This is a genomic window from Niabella soli DSM 19437, from assembly GCF_000243115.2.
Classification (GTDB): domain Bacteria; phylum Bacteroidota; class Bacteroidia; order Chitinophagales; family Chitinophagaceae; genus Niabella; species Niabella soli.
The window spans coordinates 3,548,483-3,567,182 of the sequence record NZ_CP007035.1; the positions used below are offsets into that span (position 1 = coordinate 3,548,483).

The 18,700-nt window shown below is 46.3% G+C and carries 14 protein-coding genes and 2 riboswitches; of the genes, 4 read left to right on the forward strand and 10 right to left on the reverse strand.

Features of this window, described 5'->3' with window-relative positions; genetic code table 11:
* Window positions 1-2 precede the first annotated feature (2 nt).
* Window positions 3-1,016: a zinc-binding alcohol dehydrogenase family protein gene (locus NIASO_RS14885; protein WP_008587153.1), complete on the forward strand. Its 1,014-nt coding sequence runs from the start codon at window positions 3-5 to the stop codon at window positions 1,014-1,016.
* Between the two features lie 210 nt (window positions 1,017-1,226).
* On the opposite strand, the gene NIASO_RS14890 is transcribed toward NIASO_RS14885, so the two are convergent.
* From NIASO_RS14890 to NIASO_RS14905, 4 genes are all read right to left on the reverse strand, one after another.
* Window positions 1,227-2,474, reverse strand: coding sequence for a peroxiredoxin family protein (locus tag NIASO_RS14890; protein WP_008587155.1), 1,248 nt, complete (start codon window positions 2,472-2,474; stop codon window positions 1,227-1,229).
* Window positions 2,475-2,676: 202 nt separating this feature from the next.
* Window positions 2,677-4,119, reverse strand: a complete 1,443-nt coding sequence (locus NIASO_RS14895) for a SusD/RagB family nutrient-binding outer membrane lipoprotein (RefSeq protein ID WP_008587157.1) — start codon at window positions 4,117-4,119, stop codon at window positions 2,677-2,679.
* A gap of 11 nt (window positions 4,120-4,130) precedes the next feature.
* Window positions 4,131-7,304: a SusC/RagA family TonB-linked outer membrane protein gene (locus tag NIASO_RS14900; RefSeq protein ID WP_008587159.1), complete on the reverse strand. Its 3,174-nt coding sequence runs from the start codon at window positions 7,302-7,304 to the stop codon at window positions 4,131-4,133.
* 307 nt (window positions 7,305-7,611) lie between these two features.
* A riboswitch (SAM riboswitch) is annotated at window positions 7,612-7,715 on the reverse strand.
* Between the two features lie 196 nt (window positions 7,716-7,911).
* Window positions 7,912-9,192 (reverse strand): DUF3472 domain-containing protein, encoded by a 1,281-nt coding sequence (locus NIASO_RS14905; RefSeq protein ID WP_008587161.1) that lies wholly within the window; start codon window positions 9,190-9,192, stop codon window positions 7,912-7,914.
* 175 nt (window positions 9,193-9,367) lie between these two features.
* On the opposite strand from NIASO_RS14905, the gene NIASO_RS14910 reads away from it, so the two are divergent.
* Window positions 9,368-11,506, forward strand: coding sequence for a peptidylprolyl isomerase (locus tag NIASO_RS14910; RefSeq protein WP_008587163.1), 2,139 nt, complete (start codon window positions 9,368-9,370; stop codon window positions 11,504-11,506).
* A 219-nt stretch (window positions 11,507-11,725) separates the two neighbouring features.
* The gene (locus NIASO_RS14915; protein ID WP_008587165.1) at window positions 11,726-12,232 is read left to right on the forward strand and encodes a DUF2480 family protein; all 507 of its coding nucleotides are present in this window, start codon (window positions 11,726-11,728) and stop codon (window positions 12,230-12,232) included.
* Between the two features lie 15 nt (window positions 12,233-12,247).
* On the opposite strand, the gene corA is transcribed toward NIASO_RS14915, so the two are convergent.
* Genes corA through NIASO_RS14945 form a run of 6 tightly spaced genes read right to left on the reverse strand, consistent with a single transcriptional unit; the run spans window position 12,248 to window position 15,942 of the window.
* Window positions 12,248-13,357 carry a magnesium/cobalt transporter CorA gene (gene corA, locus NIASO_RS14920; RefSeq protein WP_008587167.1) on the reverse strand — a complete coding sequence of 370 codons (1,110 nt, stop codon included), beginning with the start codon at window positions 13,355-13,357 and terminating at the stop codon, window positions 12,248-12,250.
* Window positions 13,358-13,360: 3 nt separating this feature from the next.
* On the reverse strand, window positions 13,361-14,089 hold the full coding sequence (gene kdsB / locus NIASO_RS14925; protein ID WP_008587171.1) for a 3-deoxy-manno-octulosonate cytidylyltransferase: 729 nt from the start codon (window positions 14,087-14,089) through the stop codon (window positions 13,361-13,363).
* Between the two features lie 19 nt (window positions 14,090-14,108).
* Complete coding sequence (locus NIASO_RS14930; protein ID WP_008587172.1) at window positions 14,109-14,408, reverse strand: type II toxin-antitoxin system RelE/ParE family toxin; 300 nt, start codon at window positions 14,406-14,408, stop codon at window positions 14,109-14,111.
* Window positions 14,409-14,639 carry a hypothetical protein gene (locus tag NIASO_RS14935; RefSeq protein WP_008587174.1) on the reverse strand — a complete coding sequence of 77 codons (231 nt, stop codon included), beginning with the start codon at window positions 14,637-14,639 and terminating at the stop codon, window positions 14,409-14,411. It lies immediately after the preceding gene.
* 44 nt (window positions 14,640-14,683) lie between these two features.
* Complete coding sequence (locus tag NIASO_RS14940; protein WP_008587176.1) at window positions 14,684-15,526, reverse strand: sterol desaturase family protein; 843 nt, start codon at window positions 15,524-15,526, stop codon at window positions 14,684-14,686.
* The gene (locus NIASO_RS14945; protein ID WP_008587178.1) at window positions 15,523-15,942 is read right to left on the reverse strand and encodes a putative signal transducing protein; all 420 of its coding nucleotides are present in this window, start codon (window positions 15,940-15,942) and stop codon (window positions 15,523-15,525) included. The genes NIASO_RS14940 and NIASO_RS14945 overlap by 4 nt, the downstream gene beginning before the upstream one ends.
* A 69-nt stretch (window positions 15,943-16,011) precedes the next feature.
* Window positions 16,012-16,204, forward strand: a riboswitch (cobalamin riboswitch).
* Between the two features lie 168 nt (window positions 16,205-16,372).
* On the opposite strand from NIASO_RS14945, the gene metE reads away from it, so the two are divergent.
* Complete coding sequence (metE, locus tag NIASO_RS14950) at window positions 16,373-18,700, forward strand: 5-methyltetrahydropteroyltriglutamate--homocysteine S-methyltransferase (protein WP_008587180.1); 2,328 nt, start codon at window positions 16,373-16,375, stop codon at window positions 18,698-18,700.

Below are 18,700 nucleotides of genomic sequence, written 5' to 3' on the forward strand. Positions count from 1 at the left end.
CCATGAAAAGTTTAATTTGCACAACACCCGGACATTTTGAATTCCGGGAAGACTCCCTGCCGGAACCACAGCAGGGAAAAGCTACAATACGCCTGAAACGGGTGGGGATCTGTGGTACGGACTTGCACGCATTTGAAGGAACCCAACCTTTTTTTAATTATCCGCGTATTTTAGGGCATGAACTTTCAGGGGAGCTGGTGGATACCGGGGGTGCGGCAGGTTTTGAGCCGGACGAAGCGGTTACCGTCATGCCTTATTTTAATTGCGGCAATTGTATTGCCTGCCGCTCCGGCAAACCGAATTGTTGTGTGAACATCAACGTCTTTGGCGTACATATTGATGGTGGTATGCGGGAATATATTACTATTCCGGTCGAATATCTTTTAAAAGGCGAAGGCTTAAGTTTTGATGAACTGGCATTGGTGGAGCCGCTTGCAATTGGCGCGCATGGGGTGCAGCGGGCCGGCGTGCAACCAGGTGAATTTGTACTGGTCATTGGTGCAGGGCCCATTGGTTTGGGCACCATGGAACTGGCGCGCATAGCGGGTGGCAAAGTGATTGCGCTGGATATTAATGAAGACCGGCTGCGTTTTTGTAAAGACAAGCTAAAGGTGCACGCTACCGTAAATGGCCGTCAGGCGGATGCCGTGGAGCAGGTAAAGGCCATTACCAATGGCGATTTCCCGACGGTGGTTATGGATGCTACGGGCAACCTGAAGGCCATTAATAATGGGATACAGTACTTGGCCCATGGCGGCCGTTATGTGTTGATCGGACTGCAAAAAGAAGCTTTTTCTTTTAATCATCCTGAATTTCATAAACGGGAAACGAGCTTGCTAAGCAGCCGCAACGCAGTAAAAGCAGACTTTGAGCACGTAATACAATCAATGCAGGCCGGCCGTATTCAGCCGCAGACCTATATCACACACACCGTCGCTTTTGATGCCGTTCCCGATCATTTTGAGTCCTGGCTGGATCCCGCAACGGGAGTTATTAAAGCAATGGTGCAGTTTTAATGTTACGTTATTTGCATATCTGATTTCTTGCCACTGAAGCACAGAAGCACTGAGATATGCCTTGCACAAACGATCTGCGCTGATCCGCGAAAATCTGCGGGAAAAACCTATATCCAACGGGGTAAGCCTCTTGCTTCCGGAACGAGTTCCTTCACTTCACTGCGCTCCGTTCAGGATGACGTTCTACATTCCGTATTCAATATTTTACATTCAAGAAGGTTCCTTTAGCAGGGTATCGATCAACGCCTCAAATTCTTTTTTAAATTCTTCGTAATGTTTGCCGGTGCCCGGGCCGTTAAAACCGGAATGGATTTTTCTTACTTCGCCTTTTTTATCGATAATAATTGAGGTAGGAAAAGCCTTTATACTTTCCAGTTGGGGCAATGTTTTTTCCGTACGCCGTTCATCCGTAACGCTTACGCCGGTTACAAGGAACGGGTAATGCACCTGGTATCTTTTCTGAAACGGGATCAGCGCCTTGCGCGAAGTTTCAAAATCGCCGGTACGCTCATACGCCAGTCCGATAATTTCTACGCCGCGGCTATGATTCTTATCGTAATAATTGCTCAGAAAGGCCGTTTCATCCATGCAATTGGGGCACCAGGACCCCAGGATCTGGATGATGACCACTTTATTTTTATAAGCGGCATCATCCAGCGAAACCATTTTGCCGGAAGTAGAACGGAACCGGAAATGCAGCCGGTTTTCGCCTTCTCTCATTTTTGTGTACGTATATTCATCAGGTAATTGTGCCGTATCATTCTTTTGCGCAGCCCATTGCATATGGCCTTTCAATCCGGAATACATAGCGGCGTTGCGGATGCTGTCCTTGCCCTGCAACAATGCCGTAAATACAAAGGCATGGCCGCCGTCAAACCCCGACAAATGCAGGGAATCGCCGTTCACAGCGCCCTCTAAATACCGGTAATCGCCCGTTGGCGTTAAGAAGGTACCAGTGATCTTACCATTGGGCTCCTGGGCAAACTCCCCGATCGCCTGTTCTGTTTTTCCTTTATTTGTTCCAAAGGTTACCGCCCAACGACCGCTGATATCAACCGCCGGAGTTTGGTTTAAAGGGTAGCGTTCAGCATTGCCATGCGTTGCGAAAAAGGGAATATTCTCTTTTCTAACACCATAATCTTTTGTGTAAATGCCCTTCAGGTTGCCGTCTTTTTCCAGTTGCAACGCAAAGCCCGAGGCGAAAAAGGGCATTTGTATCCAAACAGAATCTCCTTTTTGTTTTAGGGCATCAACTAAAAGACGTTCACCGGCGTTCAATACATAGAGCACCTGTTTACCCTTCAGGGTTGCCGTCTCAAAATTAAAAACAATGTTGTTCCCGTCCGGCCGCTGCAGGACGCCCCTCCAGGTGCCGGGTTTCAAATGCGCTGTTTGTGCATTTATAACGGGTACCAGCCCCAGCGTCAAACAAAAAGAGAATAAATATTTTTTAAGCATACGTTTTCTTATTGTAGATGTTTCAATGATACGTCATTTCGATGAGCCTGCCAAAGCCTGGTCGGACGGGGAAGGCGAAGAGAAATCTTATTATTGAAACACAAGATTTGTCCTCGGTTTCTTTCAGAACCCTTCGTCGAAATGACGCCATCATTGAGACTGTCATCTTAAAGAGCTTGATTTTTCAAAATTTAACTCTGTTTTAATTTACATCAAACCACAACTTGGTCAGTAAATTATCGGTTCCCTGTGCGGCTACGGCGGCTTTATAATTAGCACCATTCAGTGACTGCTCGGTGCCGGGGTAAATAAACCGCACAGGTATTTTTCCATCCAGTACACCCGCCTGACCTGACGTAAGCTGCGGATAATCCAACCGGCGCCATTCTGCAAAAGCTTCCAGCCCCTGGCCATACAAGGCGATCCATTTTTGCTCGCCGATCGATTTTTTGAAATTTGATGGGTCATAACTTACCGCTGACTGCCCGAGGTAATTATTTATGACCGTGTTGTCGGTTATCTGATATTGATTAAAGGAGGCTGTTATTGCCTGCCGGTACAAGCTGTTTGCGTCGCCGTTTATGAATCCGCGGGCTACGGCTTCGGCACGGTCAAACAATACTTCGGCATAGCTCATGATCACGGCAGGATTCGCATCGGAGCGGAAGAAGGTAAGACCCGGTTTTGAGGTTTTGGCAAAGCCGAGGTTATTGGCATCGCTATTGGTAAGGCCGCTGGGAACGCCCACATATTTGGTGACCGATGGGTCAGTCGGCTTATCGGCATATACCGGCAGGCGCGGGTCATTCAATGCGTATAAACGATCAATAATAGTTTTGCCAACCCTGTAATCATCACGGGTTGAAAACCAGGCTGCAACCGGGTTTTGCAGGGGCGACTGATCGTATTTCAATTGGGCGGCTTCTGTTGTGCTGTTGATCAGAGAGGAGGGATCGGCCGTTACCTCTGCAATTACAGCCTGGGCTTTTTGCGGCTCCCGGTCGGCAATGCGTAACGCGATGCGCAGCCGGAGCGCATTGGCGAATTTTTTCCAATTACTTAAATTACCATTGTATAAAGGATCGCCTGCAATGCTTCCCGCAGCGGCATTCAGAGAAGCGGCTGCTGTTTTCAGCTCATCCAGTAACCCAAAATAGATGTCCTTTTGAGCATCATACACCGGCGTAAGGGTTTGATCGATCTTGCCGGATTCTTTATAGGGGACCGCACCATACGCATCTGTCAGCAACTGAAAGGTCCAGGAGCGTAGGATGGTGGCTACTGCTTTGTAATTGGCATTGGCCTTTTGATCGGGGAACTGGATGATCGTATTCAGGTTCGTGAGCACCTGGGCATAGGCCGTATTCCACAAAGAAGTAAAACTGCTGTTGCTGAAAATATACCGGTCGGGTTCCGTATACTGGATCTTGGCCCAATGCTGGATAATGAGCAAGGTGGAGTTGAAATTGTTGTCGGCGCCCCAATAAGCATCGGCGCCCAGTTTTTCCGCCGCCGTTAAAAGATAGTCTGGCTGCGGGTCTTCCACCGCATTGGGGTTGCGGTTAATTTCTGCCAGATTTTTTTTGCAGGCGGTTAAGGAAAATGCCAAAATGATTATGAAGAGTGTAAATATATTTTTAAACATAGCTGCCGCTTTTAAAATTTTAAGTTCAGGTTAAATCCAATATTTCTTACTGTGGGCAACGTAAGATCTTCCAGGCCCTGGGCATTGCCCGTGGTAAAAGCCACTTCCGGATCAATATTGGGCACTTCCTTATAAAGGATCCAAAGGTTACGCCCCACCACTGAGAAGGTGGCGCCAGTGAACCCGATCTTTTTTATCCATGCCGCGGGCAGGTTATAGCCCAGTTTCGCTTCTCTTAGTTTTACATAAGAAGCGCTGTATACATATTCTTCCTCAATATTGCGCGAGGCTTTATAGTATTGCGATGCGGGAATAATAGTAGTGTTTTTTTGTCCGTCGGCGGTAACGCCGTTAAAAATCATACCATCGTCATAAACTGTCTCACCATTGGGAGCGTTGGTGCCCGCCACTGTTCCGTTTGCTTTATTATTGCCGGGATAATAATAGCTTAATCCCCCGTGTGCCGCATCGCGTCCGGGCAAGGTCATGGCCAGTACGCCGGTATAGCTGCCGGTGGAATTGGTTCCGGCAAAGAGGGAGCCCCCGATATTAGCATCTACCAAAAATGAAAAGCTGAAGTTTTTGTAGGTAAAGCTGTTAGAAATACCGCCAACCCAGTCTGGCGTGAATTTGCCCAATACTTTTTTATTTGGGTCTGCCAGGGGTATACCGCCTTTGTTTACCACGATGTTGCCATTCGCATCCCGCAGGTAAGCGTTGCCAAAAAGGGTACCGTAAGCTTTACCCACGGCAGCGATCACTTGTACGTTGCGATAGGAGCCCAGTACATAGTTCTGCAGACGGCCCTCATAGTCCAGTACCAGCACGCGGCTCCTGTTGGCTGCATAGTTGAGATCTACATTCCACTGGAAGTCTTTATGCCTGATGGGTATCAGTCCTAATTGTATTTCCACGCCTTTATTGTTGATCTTACCGGCGTTCATCAGCTTTTGATTATACCCGGTTGACGCGGTTACATCTACTTTTAAGATCTGGTTGATGCTGTTGGTATTGTATACGCTCAGGTCCAGTCGCACCCGGTTATTGAGGAAGGAAGCTTCGATGCCTGCTTCCGCCGAGTTGGTTGTTTCCGATTTCAAATCAGGATCCAGATCTACCCCCGAGGTCACCAGTTGGGGGTTACTTAAAAAGGGAGCATTAAAATTGAAGAGATTGATCAGTTGGTAGGGATCGGCTGCACTTCCTACCTGCGACCAGCCGCCCCTTAACTTCAGATAATTTAAGGCAGTGCTTTTTATGTTCAATGCATCCGTAAGCACCAGGCTGGCATTTACGGAAGGATAGAAATAAGACAGGCTTTGCTCGGGCAGTGTGGAAGACCAGTCGTTACGCGCCGTAACGTTCACAAAAGCGAAATTTTTATACCCAACCTGTGCTGATGCAAAGGCGCTGTAAGCTTTTAACCGGGAATAAAAATTGGAGGAGATCAGCGGATCTCTTGAATTGGCCAATGTGTATACGCCTGCAACGGCCAAACGGGGCGCCTGCTGTATATTTTCTTCGTAGGTTTTGGTGCGCTGGTTCCATCCGGCCAACGCATCCAGGCTAAAATCACTGCTTATATTTTTGTTATAGCGCAGGGTTGCTTCGGTGTTGTTTTCGTTTACCATGTAGGCATCTTCCTCATAAGAACCAAAGGGCGTACCGTTGGTGCCATAAGCTACCTTGAGCTTGCGGCGGTCATTATAGTAATCAGTACCGGTACGGAAGTTAGCGCTGAGGCCGTCCAGAATGGTATAGTTAACGTTCACATTTCCGATGATCCGGTTCCGTCGCTGGCTCACCGTATTTTCATAGGCCACCCAGAACGGATTGCTGTAATAGCTGTTGTTCCAGTTAAAGGTATTGCCATTGGCATCTTTATAGTTCCGGAGCTGGTTCACATCTACCTGCCGGCCGAACCAGGTAAACTGAAGCATGGTACTGGTTGCCCTTTTGCCGCCTGCGCCCGGAAGGTTGGGAGCATTATTGACAATATAGTTTGCATTGATGCCTACTTTTAGTCGCTGGGTTACATTATAGTTGGCATTAACAGAAAAGTTATCTTTTTTTGCTTCGCTGTTGGGCACTACGCCCAGTTGTTTTTCATTGTTATAAGCAATGCGGTAATCGTAATTATCCCCTGCATTTGCCAATGCAATACCATTGCTGAAGGTGGCGCCTGTTCTGAAGTAGTCGCGCACATTATTCGGGTGCGCCACAAAAGGAACGGCTTGGCCTTTTGAAAAAAACTGCGGTATCAGCCGGCCATCCATTTTCGGGCCCCAGCTTTCATCCACACCGTCATTAACCCCACCTCCTTTACCGTCTATGTAGCTAAACTTGCCTTCAGATCCTTGTCCGAATACATTCTGATAATCCGGCAGCAGCAGCAGTTTCGCGATGTTCACATTGGAATTCAGTGTTACGCCTAACCCGTTTTTTCTTTTACCCGTTTTTGTTTTTATTAAAATGACCCCCTGCGCCGCCCGCGACCCATAAAGCGCCGCGGCATTGGGCCCTTTTAAAACGCTTATGGTTTCTATATCTTCCGGGTTCAGATCGGCAATAGCGTTCCTGAAATCGCGGGAGCCGCCGGCGCCCAATTGAGAGTTATCTACCGGCACTCCGTCTACCACAAAAAGCGGCTGGTTGTTCCCGGCAATAGAAGTCTCTCCCCGTATTACAATGCGCGAGGAACCCATATCACCCTGTGTATTGGTGATACGCACTCCCGCTACTTTTCCTGCAAGCGCATTGACGATATTGGTTTCTTTGGCTTCGCCGATGTCCTTAGCTTTCAATTCCTGGGTAGCATAGCCCAATGATTTTTTTGCCTTGGAAACGCCCAGGGCCGTTACTACTACTTCGTCCAGGGCATTCTCTGCACTTTGCAGGGATACCCGCAGCCGGGTTTTAACGCTATCGGTATTTACCTGCCGGTTGGCATACCCAACGTAGGAAAAAAGCAAGATACCGTGTACGCCGGCATCAATCGAAAAAGTACCGCGTTCATCGGAAACGGCGCGCCGGTTGGTGCCGGATACTTCTATGGTGACCCCGGTTAAGGGAGTCCCGGTTAACTGATCTGCTACGGTGCCGGAAATGGTCCGGGTTTGTGCGGCGCCCCATAAGGGTGCGAGAAAGAAAACTGCACAGGTAAGTCGTTTTAGAAATTGGTTCATTGTTCTATTTTGATTTAAAATGTTATTGAATGGTTGATCTAAGGGCATAAGGGGGCCTTTCGGTTTTCACCGTTCTTTAAAAAAGAAATAAAATGTGGTATTATATCAGCAACAACAAAGTTGCATTCGCGCAGTAAGCGATCCCGTTACTTTCGGTTTACAAAAATTCCCATACCTGTAGTTGGTTAATTCATTCCTTTTTCTCACTAATTGCATTTTTGTGTTCATCTTCAAAAATTGCTTTACAAAAATTTGTTATGGAAAGAAAATCGTGAATGGGGGACAATGCACGCGGCACTGTTTGATTCACTTATCTTTCCGCCTGCTGGCAGATGGATGTAGCACCGTTTCCAATAGTGGCGGTTGCTAAGACTTCTACGGGCCATTTCCCTCCGTCTTTCTTGATAAGCTGCTCTTTTTTGTTAAAGGCAGGGCAAAGGTATATGTTAAAATAGTACTAACAAAATAATTTTCTACAAAATAAGTAGACTAATATTAAGGACCGATTGCCACTGGAACACAGAAGCACAGAAAGTATTGGTGTTTTCTGTGCTTCTGGGGCTAATTAACCTTATGTGTAGGTCCGGATATATTCTTTGCTGATTTTTTAAGGCAACTGGCTAAGATCAATTTGTGGTTTTTTATTGGTAGGCTTTCGCTCCAGCATGGTATCGTAAGGCTGGTAGTCATTAAAGAAACCGCAGTTCCTCAAATAGAACTCCTGCCCTTTTACACCGCCATCATAATCTTTCCGGTAGCCCTTACGCGCCGTATTATCAGCCGTAAAGCGGGCCTTTGTCAATTCGTACCAGTTACCAGCAGCATCTGCTACCCATTGATTGCCGAAAGCTACCCGGCGCTCAATATTACCCATATCCGGACTAAAATTTTCCAGGAAGGAATACGGGTGAGTTAAATAGGTGGCTAATTTGGGTCTTCTGAAACGGGCAATCAGCATCCATTGTTTATTGGTGTTATCATAAAAATAGGCCGTATAAATGGTATGACTATCGCCATCGGGTTGCACATGTAACAAAAATTTTTGTGTGACGCCCGTTTTCCAGTCGTACTTTAAAAAGCTCTGCCCACCGGATCCTTCATTACCAAATTCGCCTGCATGTACGGCTGTCCCTTTTTTAAGCAGTTTTATTTTTTGCTCTTCGGGTATTTCTTTTGGATTATTAGTTGCGTAAGGGCTCCATACGGAAAACAAAATGCGGCGTTCTGTAGGGGAATTTACCTGCATTCCAAAATACCCTTCGCCAAAACCATCGGCCATAAAATAGGAGCCCACCACATCATTGCCCGGGGATACTGTCACTTCATTATAAAACCATTCTGCTTTTATATCCTTTGGCAACTGGTAGTTCAGGTGCACCGAGGGCCCACGTCTTCCCCAATGGAAAAAACTCCCTTCGTTATTTTTTGTATAGCTGGCCTTGTCCGTAAGAGCCGTTCCCTCCAGCCTTAGCATTTTCACATCGGGAAAAGCGGAACCATTTAATGCTACGCCTTTGAAAACAATGGGCACATACCCGCTGTCCTTAACCGTCCATTCGCCTAAAAAAACCGGTGCCGGATCTGCCTGCAACGTGGTTTCTTTCCTGTTCCCGAAAACCGATACCGCAATAGTTGATCCGCCCCGGACATTGCCGGCATCCATCCAGATCTTAATGCTTCCCGGCCGGGCCACCCGTATAAAGGCCGTAAAACCTTCCCCGGGTTTGGTCCAGTTGGTAACGCCATTGTTATTAATTCGCAGCCCTTCCTTATTCCGGTCCAGTGACCATGCATTTCCTCCCAGGGGCAGCAGGACCGATTGAGCATTACTGAATAATACAATACAGGTCAGGATCCCGGCAAACAATATTTTTTTTATAGCAATCATATCCTTTTTGTTTATGGTATTGCGAATATATCATGAATAGCAGACAGACCATTGTTCAATCGGTTGCATCAACGCTCCCAAAAGACCGGTTGTTACCCTGTTTTCCACAGTTTGTTGATATCTTTAAAAACACTATTTTTGCCAACCTTATAAAATAATTATATATCATTTAACAATGTCAGTAATACAGAAGATTCAGGATAAGTATGGCAAGGTGATGGCCATTATCATTGGTATAGCCTTGGTCATATTTGTTGTGATGCTTGCTTTTGAGAACAAGGGAAGCCTTTTTAGCGGCGACACCAGAACCGTAGGAAAAGTTAATGGGGAAACTGTTGACTTACAACAGTTTAACAACATGGTTGAGCAAACGACCCAGACGATGCAATCCCGTGGAATGAGTGGGGGTGAAGGATCGGCGCAGCAGGCGAACGACCAGGCCTGGGGTCAGGAAGTCTCGCGCATCCTCCTGGACCAGGAAACAAAAAAACTGGGACTTGAGGTAGGAAGAAAAGAGTTAAACGACATGATGTTTGGCCCTAATCCTCCGCAGGAGATCATGCAAATGTTTGCCAACCCGCAAACCGGACAGTTCGACGGCGCGGCGGCACAGGCACAACTGAACCAGATCAAATCAAAAGGATCACCCGAACAAAAAGCGCAGTTGGGCGCCTTTTTAGACCAGCTTGCTTTTCAGCGGACTGCTGAAAAATATGATGCTTTGTTAACGACCAGCATTAATTTCCCCAAATGGATGCTGGAGAAACAGCAGGCGGATGATGCGTTGTTGTCGAAGGTTTCCTATGTAAGAGCACCTTATACCAGCATTTCAGATTCTGCAGTAAGGGTTTCGGACGATGATATTCAGTCGTTTATCAATAAACATAAGAACGATTTTAAACAACAGGATAGCCGTAGCATCTCCTATGTAGCTTTTGACGCGGACCCCAGCGCAGCCGACAGTGCAGCGGCAAAAAAACGGATACTGGAATTGAAACCGGGGTTTGATAGTGCGCATAATGTAAAAGACTATCTCGTGAGCCAGGGGGTTAATAATTATTATGATGGGTTCATCAGTGGCAGCCATATACAGGTGCCCATGAAGGATTCGATCCTTCGGGTTGGCGTAGGGAATATCTATGGTCCTTATATTGATGGCCCTAACTATCAGTTGGCAAAAGTTGTAGCCACTACCACCATGCCTGATACTGTAAAAGTGCGGCACATCCTGATAGCAACGGTTACCCAGGATCCGCAAAGCGGACAGCAGGTGCCGATCAGGGATAGCGCTACTGCGCGTAAAATGGCTGATAGTGTGTTCCAGGTATTACAAAAAGGGGAGTCGTTTGACAGCCTGGTAGCAAAGGTTTCTGATGATCCGGGTAAAACACAGAACGGCGGTACGTATGATAATGTTACTTCCGGACAGATGATGCCGGAGTTCAATGATTTCATTTTTACACATCCTGCCGGCAGCAAAGGCATTGTAAAAACCAATTTTGGGTATCATATTATTGAAGTGCTTTCCACCAAAGGCAGCGGTACCGGTTATAAAATTGCTTATATAGGCAAGCCGATTGAAGCCAGCCAGGAGACCGATAATGCGGCAAATGCAGCCGCAACAAGATTTGCGGCGCAGGCCACCGATCAGAAATCTTTTAACGCGGCAGCCGAAAAACTGCAGGGACAAAAAGGGATCAACAAATCTGTTGCAGCTAATATTCCGCCCACAGGGGCAAATATCCAGGGGCTGGGCGCTTCCCGCAGCTTTGTAAAAAGTATTTATAATGCCAAATTAGGTGAAGTGGTACAGCCTACCCGTGTAGGTTCTTATTATGTAGTGGGATTGGTGACTGAGATCAACAAGGAAGGTATCATGAGCCCGGCAAAAGCCCGCATGATGGTGGAGCCCCTGCTCGTAAACCAGAAAAAAGCAAAACTGCTCTCTGATAAAATAGGGAAGATCACTACCCTGGAAGCTGCCGCCAGCGTGCTGAAAGGCCAGATAGAAACAGCAGATAGCCTGCGTTTTAACGCTCAAACGCCTACAGCTCTGGGATTTGAGCCAAAAGTGATCGGCGCTTCTTTTAACAAAGAGAATTTAAATAAAGTTGTGCCGGAAGCCATTGCAGGCACGCAAGGCGTATATGTGATCAAAGTGGATAACCTGATCAGTACGCCAACTGAGGCGCAAAATATTGATGCGATCCGCAAAATGCGCTATATGCAGGCGAAACAGCAGGCCCAGTTTCAATCGCTGCAGGCCCTGCGTGAAGCGGCAACTATTAAAGATTACCGCAGCAAATTTTATTAATTTAATTTATTATATTAGCGGGACCAACAACCGACACGTACTGCAAGCAGCCCACCTTACCGTGGGCTGTTTTCGTTTTAAGGACAGGTAAAAGGTTTTTATATTTTACGCATAGCAATTTGAGAAATAAAACTTTCCCGCCTTTTAGATTTCCCGGCTATCTCATTTTTTGTTGAACGGACGCTAAACATAACTGTCCCTAACTTTGTAATATCAACTATGGAGCCTGTTATCAGAAATAAAGTAGCCGAAAGTGGCATTATCACCTTAAACCTTGAGGATTATTACCCTAAAGAGCCGGTAGTAATTTTTGATATAAAAGACTTTCTTTTTATGGGACTGATCCTGAAGGAAAAAGAATTCAGGGCTGCCTTGAAAGAAGTGGACTGGACCCTGTATCAAAATAAAACGGTGGGGATCGTTTGCACCGCCGATGCTATTGTTCCGTTATGGGCCTATATGCTGATCGTAAGTTACCTGCAGCCGGTGGCAGCATTTATTGGCCTGGGGGATGCTGCTGTTATAAAAAACAAGTTGCTGCTAAAAAATATCGAAGTTATAGCTGAAAATGAATTCACCGATGCACGGGTTGTGATCAAAGGCTGTGGGGATATTCCTGTTTCCGAAGAAGCTTATGCAGCCATCTCCGTAAAATTATTGCCGGTAGTAAAAAGCCTGATGTATGGCGAGCCCTGCAGTACGGTGCCGGTATACAAGAAAAAATAAAAGGACTAATGGCTTTTAAAACCATCTTTTTCTTCTGAAGATCGAAAGCATCCAGATCAGGATCAGGATCATAAACCCAATGGCGATCCAAAATCCATTGTTGTTCTCGAGCAGGGGAATGGCTTTAAAGTTCATTCCAAAAATGCCGGTAATGATGGTGGCCGGCGCCAACAGGCAGGTTACCACTGCCATTACCTTCATCACTTCATTCAATTTAAGATTCACGTTATTCAGGTAAAGATCCTGCATGCTCATGGCTACATCTTTATAATTGTCGACCAGGTCGATCGCCTGTACAATATGATCCAGCACATCCTTATAATACCGCTCATTGCTTTCCTCGAGTAATTCACTTTCGCTTTTCAGCAGCCCGCTGATTACTTCCCTAACGGGATAGATCATACGTTTTAGCACAATAAGTTCCTTACGGATGGCATTAATATAAGCAAGGGTACGTTTACTGGTGTTTTTTATGATCTCGGCTTCCAGTCCTTCTATTTCCTTGCCCAGCTTTTCCATAACGATAAAATAGTTATCAACGATCGTATCCAGCAAGGTATAATACAGGTAATCAGCATCCCTGGTGCGGGTTTTACTGGCAGGCAGTTTTAATCTTTCGCGCAAGGCATTGAAGGGGTCGCGGGAAAGATCTTCCTGGAAAGTGATCACCATTCTTTTCCCCAAAACCATCGAGATCTGTTCATGCTCCACCGCTTTTTTCTGCTCATTAAAATAGAGCGTGTTGATCAAACAGAAAAGGATCGAATCAATTTCATCCATCTTCGCCCGCTGATCGATGCTTAAGATGTCCTCCTGCAACAGAGGATTAATACCATAGCGCTCTCCCAATTTTTCAACATCCGCCTTGCGCAAGCCGTCCACATTGATCCAAACGATCTTATTGGAGTTCCGAAGATCAAGCGCTTGCTCCAGGCTGATATTCTTATGTTCTTCAATAGCGTCTTTTGTATAACAGCAGGCGGTAATGACAACCTGCTGTGCTTCTTCTCTTTTGGGAACAACCGTTGGGTTTACGGAAAGAATTTCACGGGTGCGCTGGGTACCAAATAACTCGGAGAGATTCGGCAACAGGTATTTCAGATATTTTTCCGGTTGAACTTTCATGTGCTAACGATTTAAAAATGCAGTGGCCTTTTCCAGGTCTTCAGGCGTATCAATGGCGAGGGTTACGTAATCGGTTTCCGCCATGTAGATGGCTACATCATTTTCGAGGAAGCGCAACTGCTCCAGCTTCTCTGCCTTTTCCAGCTCTGTTTGCGGCCAGGTGGTAAAGTTGAGCAACGCCGCTTTTCTGAAGGCATAAACGCCAATATGTAAATAATAGGGAATAACAGCGTCTTCGTCTCTTTTAAAGGGGATGACACTTCTGCTGAAATATAATGCCTTTCCGTTTTTGGCAGTCACCACTTTTACGGCGTTGGGATTCTGCGCCGCTGTTGCATCCGGAAAAAGTCGCATCAATGATCCTACCTGGACTTCCGGTTTGTCAAACAGCGCCACGATTTTTTGAAGCGGTTCCGTTTGTATAAAAGGCTCATCACCCTGTACATTTACGATCACGGCTGCGTCCATATCCCGCACCGCTTCTGCAATACGGTCGGTGCCGCTTTCATGCTGCCCAATGCTCATTATTGCCTTTCCGCCCCGGCCGGTAATTTCATCATAAATAATGGTGCTGTCGGTCACAACAAAAACGGCATCAAACAGCCCACTTTTCATAACCGCCTCGTAGGTGTGCACAATAACGGGTTTATCGCCCAGCAACTGCATCAGCTTGGCCGGAAACCGGGTGGCAGCATACCGGGCTGGGATCACTGCAATTATTTTTTGCTTCATTGCTCAAAAGTAGGAAAGACTAATAATTCTTTGGATTCATACTTGTATGTCGCAACCGGATGATAAAAACTTCCCCCGGTTCAGCATAATAAACAACCCGGTATTTCAATACTTCAAAGTATAAATAGTGACCGTCGTTATCTTTTTTATAGGGATCTTTTCGATGGACAACTTTATCGTCGGCCAACGCTCCTACTTTTTCTAATATTTTTTCTTTTACCTTTTCTGCGTTATGAGGAGAATCCTGGCGGATGTATTCAATGGCTGCGTTAAATTGACGGATCGCACTTTTGGTCCAGGTTACTTTCCGTTTTATCATTTACCAGCTTTTTGCCATTTTTATCACCTCCTCGTGACTGTGAACGGCCCCACCCTTAACGTCTGTCATTGCCTCCTCCAGTTCTTTATTATATTGTTCAATGCTGATAGGCTCAGGAGCGGGTTGGCGGCCCTTTAAAAAGGTTTTCAGCATTTGTACCACGGATTTCTTTTCCGCTTCATTCAACCGGGTGAAATAATTGAACATTTCTTTATCCAATACGCTTGCCATAATATTCGCTTTATACAAATTTAACTTTAATAGTTGAAATGACCTTATTGGTCGTTCAGGGTCGAATTGCTGTCTTTTTTAACAAAAGGATCCTTCAGCAGGGCCATAAAGTCTTCATCCTTAGCATTATCGTAATACCGATCCAGCCCATATTTTATCTGAGAGGGCGCTAATTCAGAATAGGTGCCCAACATACGGTCCCAGAAGGAAAACACTGCGCCGTAGTTACTATCCGTATAGGGCTGTTTCCAGTGATGATGCACTTTGTGCATATTGGGCGAGATCAATATATAACTGATGGCTCTGTCTAATTTGGAATTTAAACTGATATTAGCATGTGTGAATGCTGTGGTAACCACTACCAGGGTTTGATAGATCATAACACTGTACATCGGAGCGCCGCTGATGAAGATCAATAAAAGAAAAAAAAGACCGCGTAAAAAACTATCCCCCGGATGATGGCGCAGCCCGGTGGTTACGTCAACCTTATTATCACTGTGGTGTACCAGATGGTATCGCCACAAATATGCCTGTTTATGCATGACCCAGTGTACCAGCCAACTGCTGAAATCCAATGCCAGTACCCCGATAACAACCGCACCCCACACCCCGGAATGCAACCAGTATACCAGGCCAAAACCGGTATTCCTGCACCAATCGGAGAGCAATACGATCAATACCGCCAGCGCGGTGTGGATGATGAGGTGCATGACCGTAAATCCGAAATTGACCAATGCATGGGAAAACTTGGTTTTCCGGTATTTTAAATGAAATAAAGGAATGGCGCCTTCGATGATCCAGAAGAACAGGAGCCCTCCTGCCAGCAGGGCCATCCGCTCCAGCGGGCGTTGTTCCAGTGTTGAAAAATAGGTTATCATTCCATTCATGGGGCCTCCTTTTTCGTTTCGGGGTCTTCAAACTCGAACCCGCAATCAAAGCAATGGTATACTTTGTCAACAGCCATCTGTGCTCCTCCAAACCGCACCATGCTTATAAAAGTTGCCAGCCAGGTGGATGATTTTCTGGGAGTGGTGATGTACTCCACGTTGGTGGATCCGCAATTGGGACAGGGGTTTTGTTCCTGGAATTGTTGTTTTGTGGTCCTTAGTATTTCCACTGCCCGCCCGATCTGCGGCGCAGCCACCATCAGTTTTATACCTCCTATGGCATTGATGAGGCCGGGATGAACAGCAATGGTGTTCTCGTCCTTCAGCCAGCAATTAATGTCTTCGCTCAGCAAATTTCCCAATGCCAGGTGGGCGTCAATATAATTGTCATATGTAGCTGCAACAACAAAGTTCATATATTAAAGTTATTGCAGTATCTTAAATAAAAAATGTTTTAGTTACATTTGCCTCCTAAGTTCTTTCATTTTTCATCAACCGGAAAGGGTCCTTAATGAAGATTAGGGATAATAGGGAATCGTGTTTCAATCACGAGCTGTCGCGCAACTGTAATCAGCCAAAGGCGTTGCCCATGTAATATCCACTGTCCTGTTAAAAGGGATGGGAAGGATGGTAAACGCCGCTGTAAGCCAGGAGACCTGCCTTTTCCGTAGGAACAATGCTTTCGCGGTTTGAAGCAACGATCAGTATGGTGCCTGTTCTTTTGCAACGGAATATTCCTTGCCTATCTCCGTCGGCAGCATCAGCTATTTTTACTTTTACCATAGTACAGCATTGCGAAATCTGCAAGGGCTTTTAACTTATCATTCATTTAAAAGTTAAAAGAAAATGCAAACGCACAACCTCGGCTACCCGCGTATTGGTAGCAACCGGGAACTAAAAAAAGCCTGCGAACAGTATTGGCAACGCAGGATCGACGGCCGCCAACTGGAACAAACAGCCAGAGCCATCCGCAACAACAACTGGCAACTTCAAAAAGACGCCGGCATTGATCTTATCCCGGTAAATGATTTTTCGTTCTACGACCAGGTGCTGGACACCTGCCTGATGACGGGCGCTATTCCTGAACGCTACCATCCCCTGATGGAACGGGAGCGCTTAAACGATCTGGATCTGTTCTTTGCGATGGCAAGAGGGTATCAGCAAAACGGATATGATCTTACGGCAATGGAAATGACTAAGTGGTTTGATACCAACTACCACTATATCGTACCTGAATTCAGGAAAGATCAAAAATTCTCTTTCTTTAATCAAACTGTAATACACCAGTTTATCGAAGCAAAGAAAGCAGGTTATGCCGCAAAACCTGTGTTGATCGGACCGGTAACCTTTCTGCTGTCTGGAAAAGAAAAAGAAGCAGGCTTTCATCGTATTGATCTGCTAAAAAATCTGCTACCGGTATATATTGAAGTGCTGGAAAAACTGGATGCCTGCGGCGCTTTTTATGTGCAACTGGATGAACCTTGTTTGGCGCTGGATCTTTCCAGGGAAGAACAACAAGCGCTTATTATTGCATACACCACGCTTCAGAAGCGCGTACCGAATATTAAAATTATTTTGACCAATTACTTTGATTGTTTTGGAAAGAACCTGGAAACGGCCCTCAGTCTTCCGGTACATACATTGCACGTCGACCTGGTGCGCTGCCCTTCGCAATTAGATGATATCCTGGCTACCGGGTTCGTCAATGCCCGAACACATTTGTCTCTTGGAATTGTGGACGGCAGAAATATCTGGAAAAATAATTTTCAGCGATCCCTTACCCTTATTGAAACCGCAAAACAAAAGATCGGAGCCGATCGGATCTGGCTGGCTCCTTCCTGCTCCCTTTTGCATGTGCCCTGCGATCTGGATATGGAAACAGAGGAAAAAAATCTTACCGGGGAAATCAAACAGTGGGTGGCCTTTGCCAAACAAAAGCTGGCAGAAGTGGCAGTGCTGAAACAAATAGCAACAAGTCCGGACAAGCCCAATTCAAAAGCACTCCTGGCAGAGAATACGCGCTGTATCGAGGCCCGCAACACCTCCTCATTGATCCATAATCAGCAGGTGAAAGCACGTGTAACGGCTATCACCGCTTCGGATGCTGAAAGAAAAAGCTCTTTTCCCATAAGAAAAGAAAAACAACAGGAGCTGGATCTTCCGCTTTTTGCCACCACCACGATCGGTTCTTTTCCTCAGACAAAAGAGATACGTAACTGGCGGGCACAGTGGAAAAAGCAACAGCTTTCTGATACGGATTATAATCAACTGCTGCAAGAAGCGACCAATAAGGCCATTCAATGGCAGGAGACGATCGGGCTGGACGTGTTGGTACACGGGGAGTTTGAGCGTAATGACATGGTGGAATATTTTGGCGAACAGCTGGCGGGCTTTGCCTTTACCCAAAATGGCTGGGTACAGAGCTACGGCAGCCGCTGTGTAAAACCTCCTGTGCTCTACGGCGATGTATGCCGCCCCAGGCCCATGACCGTTGGATGGAGTGCCTACGCCCAATCACTGACCGGCAAGCCTGTAAAGGGAATGCTTACAGGGCCCGTCACTATTTTGCAGTGGAGCTTTGTACGCGATGATCAGCCCCGCAGCGTTACCTGCAACCAGATTGCACTGGCCATCCGTGATGAAGTGTTGGATCTGGAAAAAGCGGGTATAAAAATCATCCAGATTGATGAGCCGGCGATAAGGGAAGGGTTACCTTTAAGAAAGGAACAACAGCCGGAGTACCTGAAGTGGGCAGTAACAGCCTTTCGCATTACATCTGCCGGTGTTCAGGATAAAACACAGATCCATACACATATGTGTTATTCAGAATTCAATGATATTATTGATCATATTGCTGCAATGGATGCGGACGTGATCACGATAGAGACCTCGCGCTCCCAAATGGAGCTGCTGGATGCCTTTGCTTCATTTGAATATCCGAACGATATCGGGCCAGGCGTATATGATATTCACGCGCCCCGTGTTCCGTCAAAAGAAGAAATGATGGGACTGATGGAAAAGGCGTTAACTTATATTCCGGCGGAACGCCTGTGGGTAAATCCCGACTGTGGTTTAAAAACGCGCGGCTGGGAAGAGACTTCCCAGGCATTGATTGCAATGGTCCAAGCAGCAAAAACATTGCGTAAAAAAATAAACGCTCCTGTCCCGGAATAA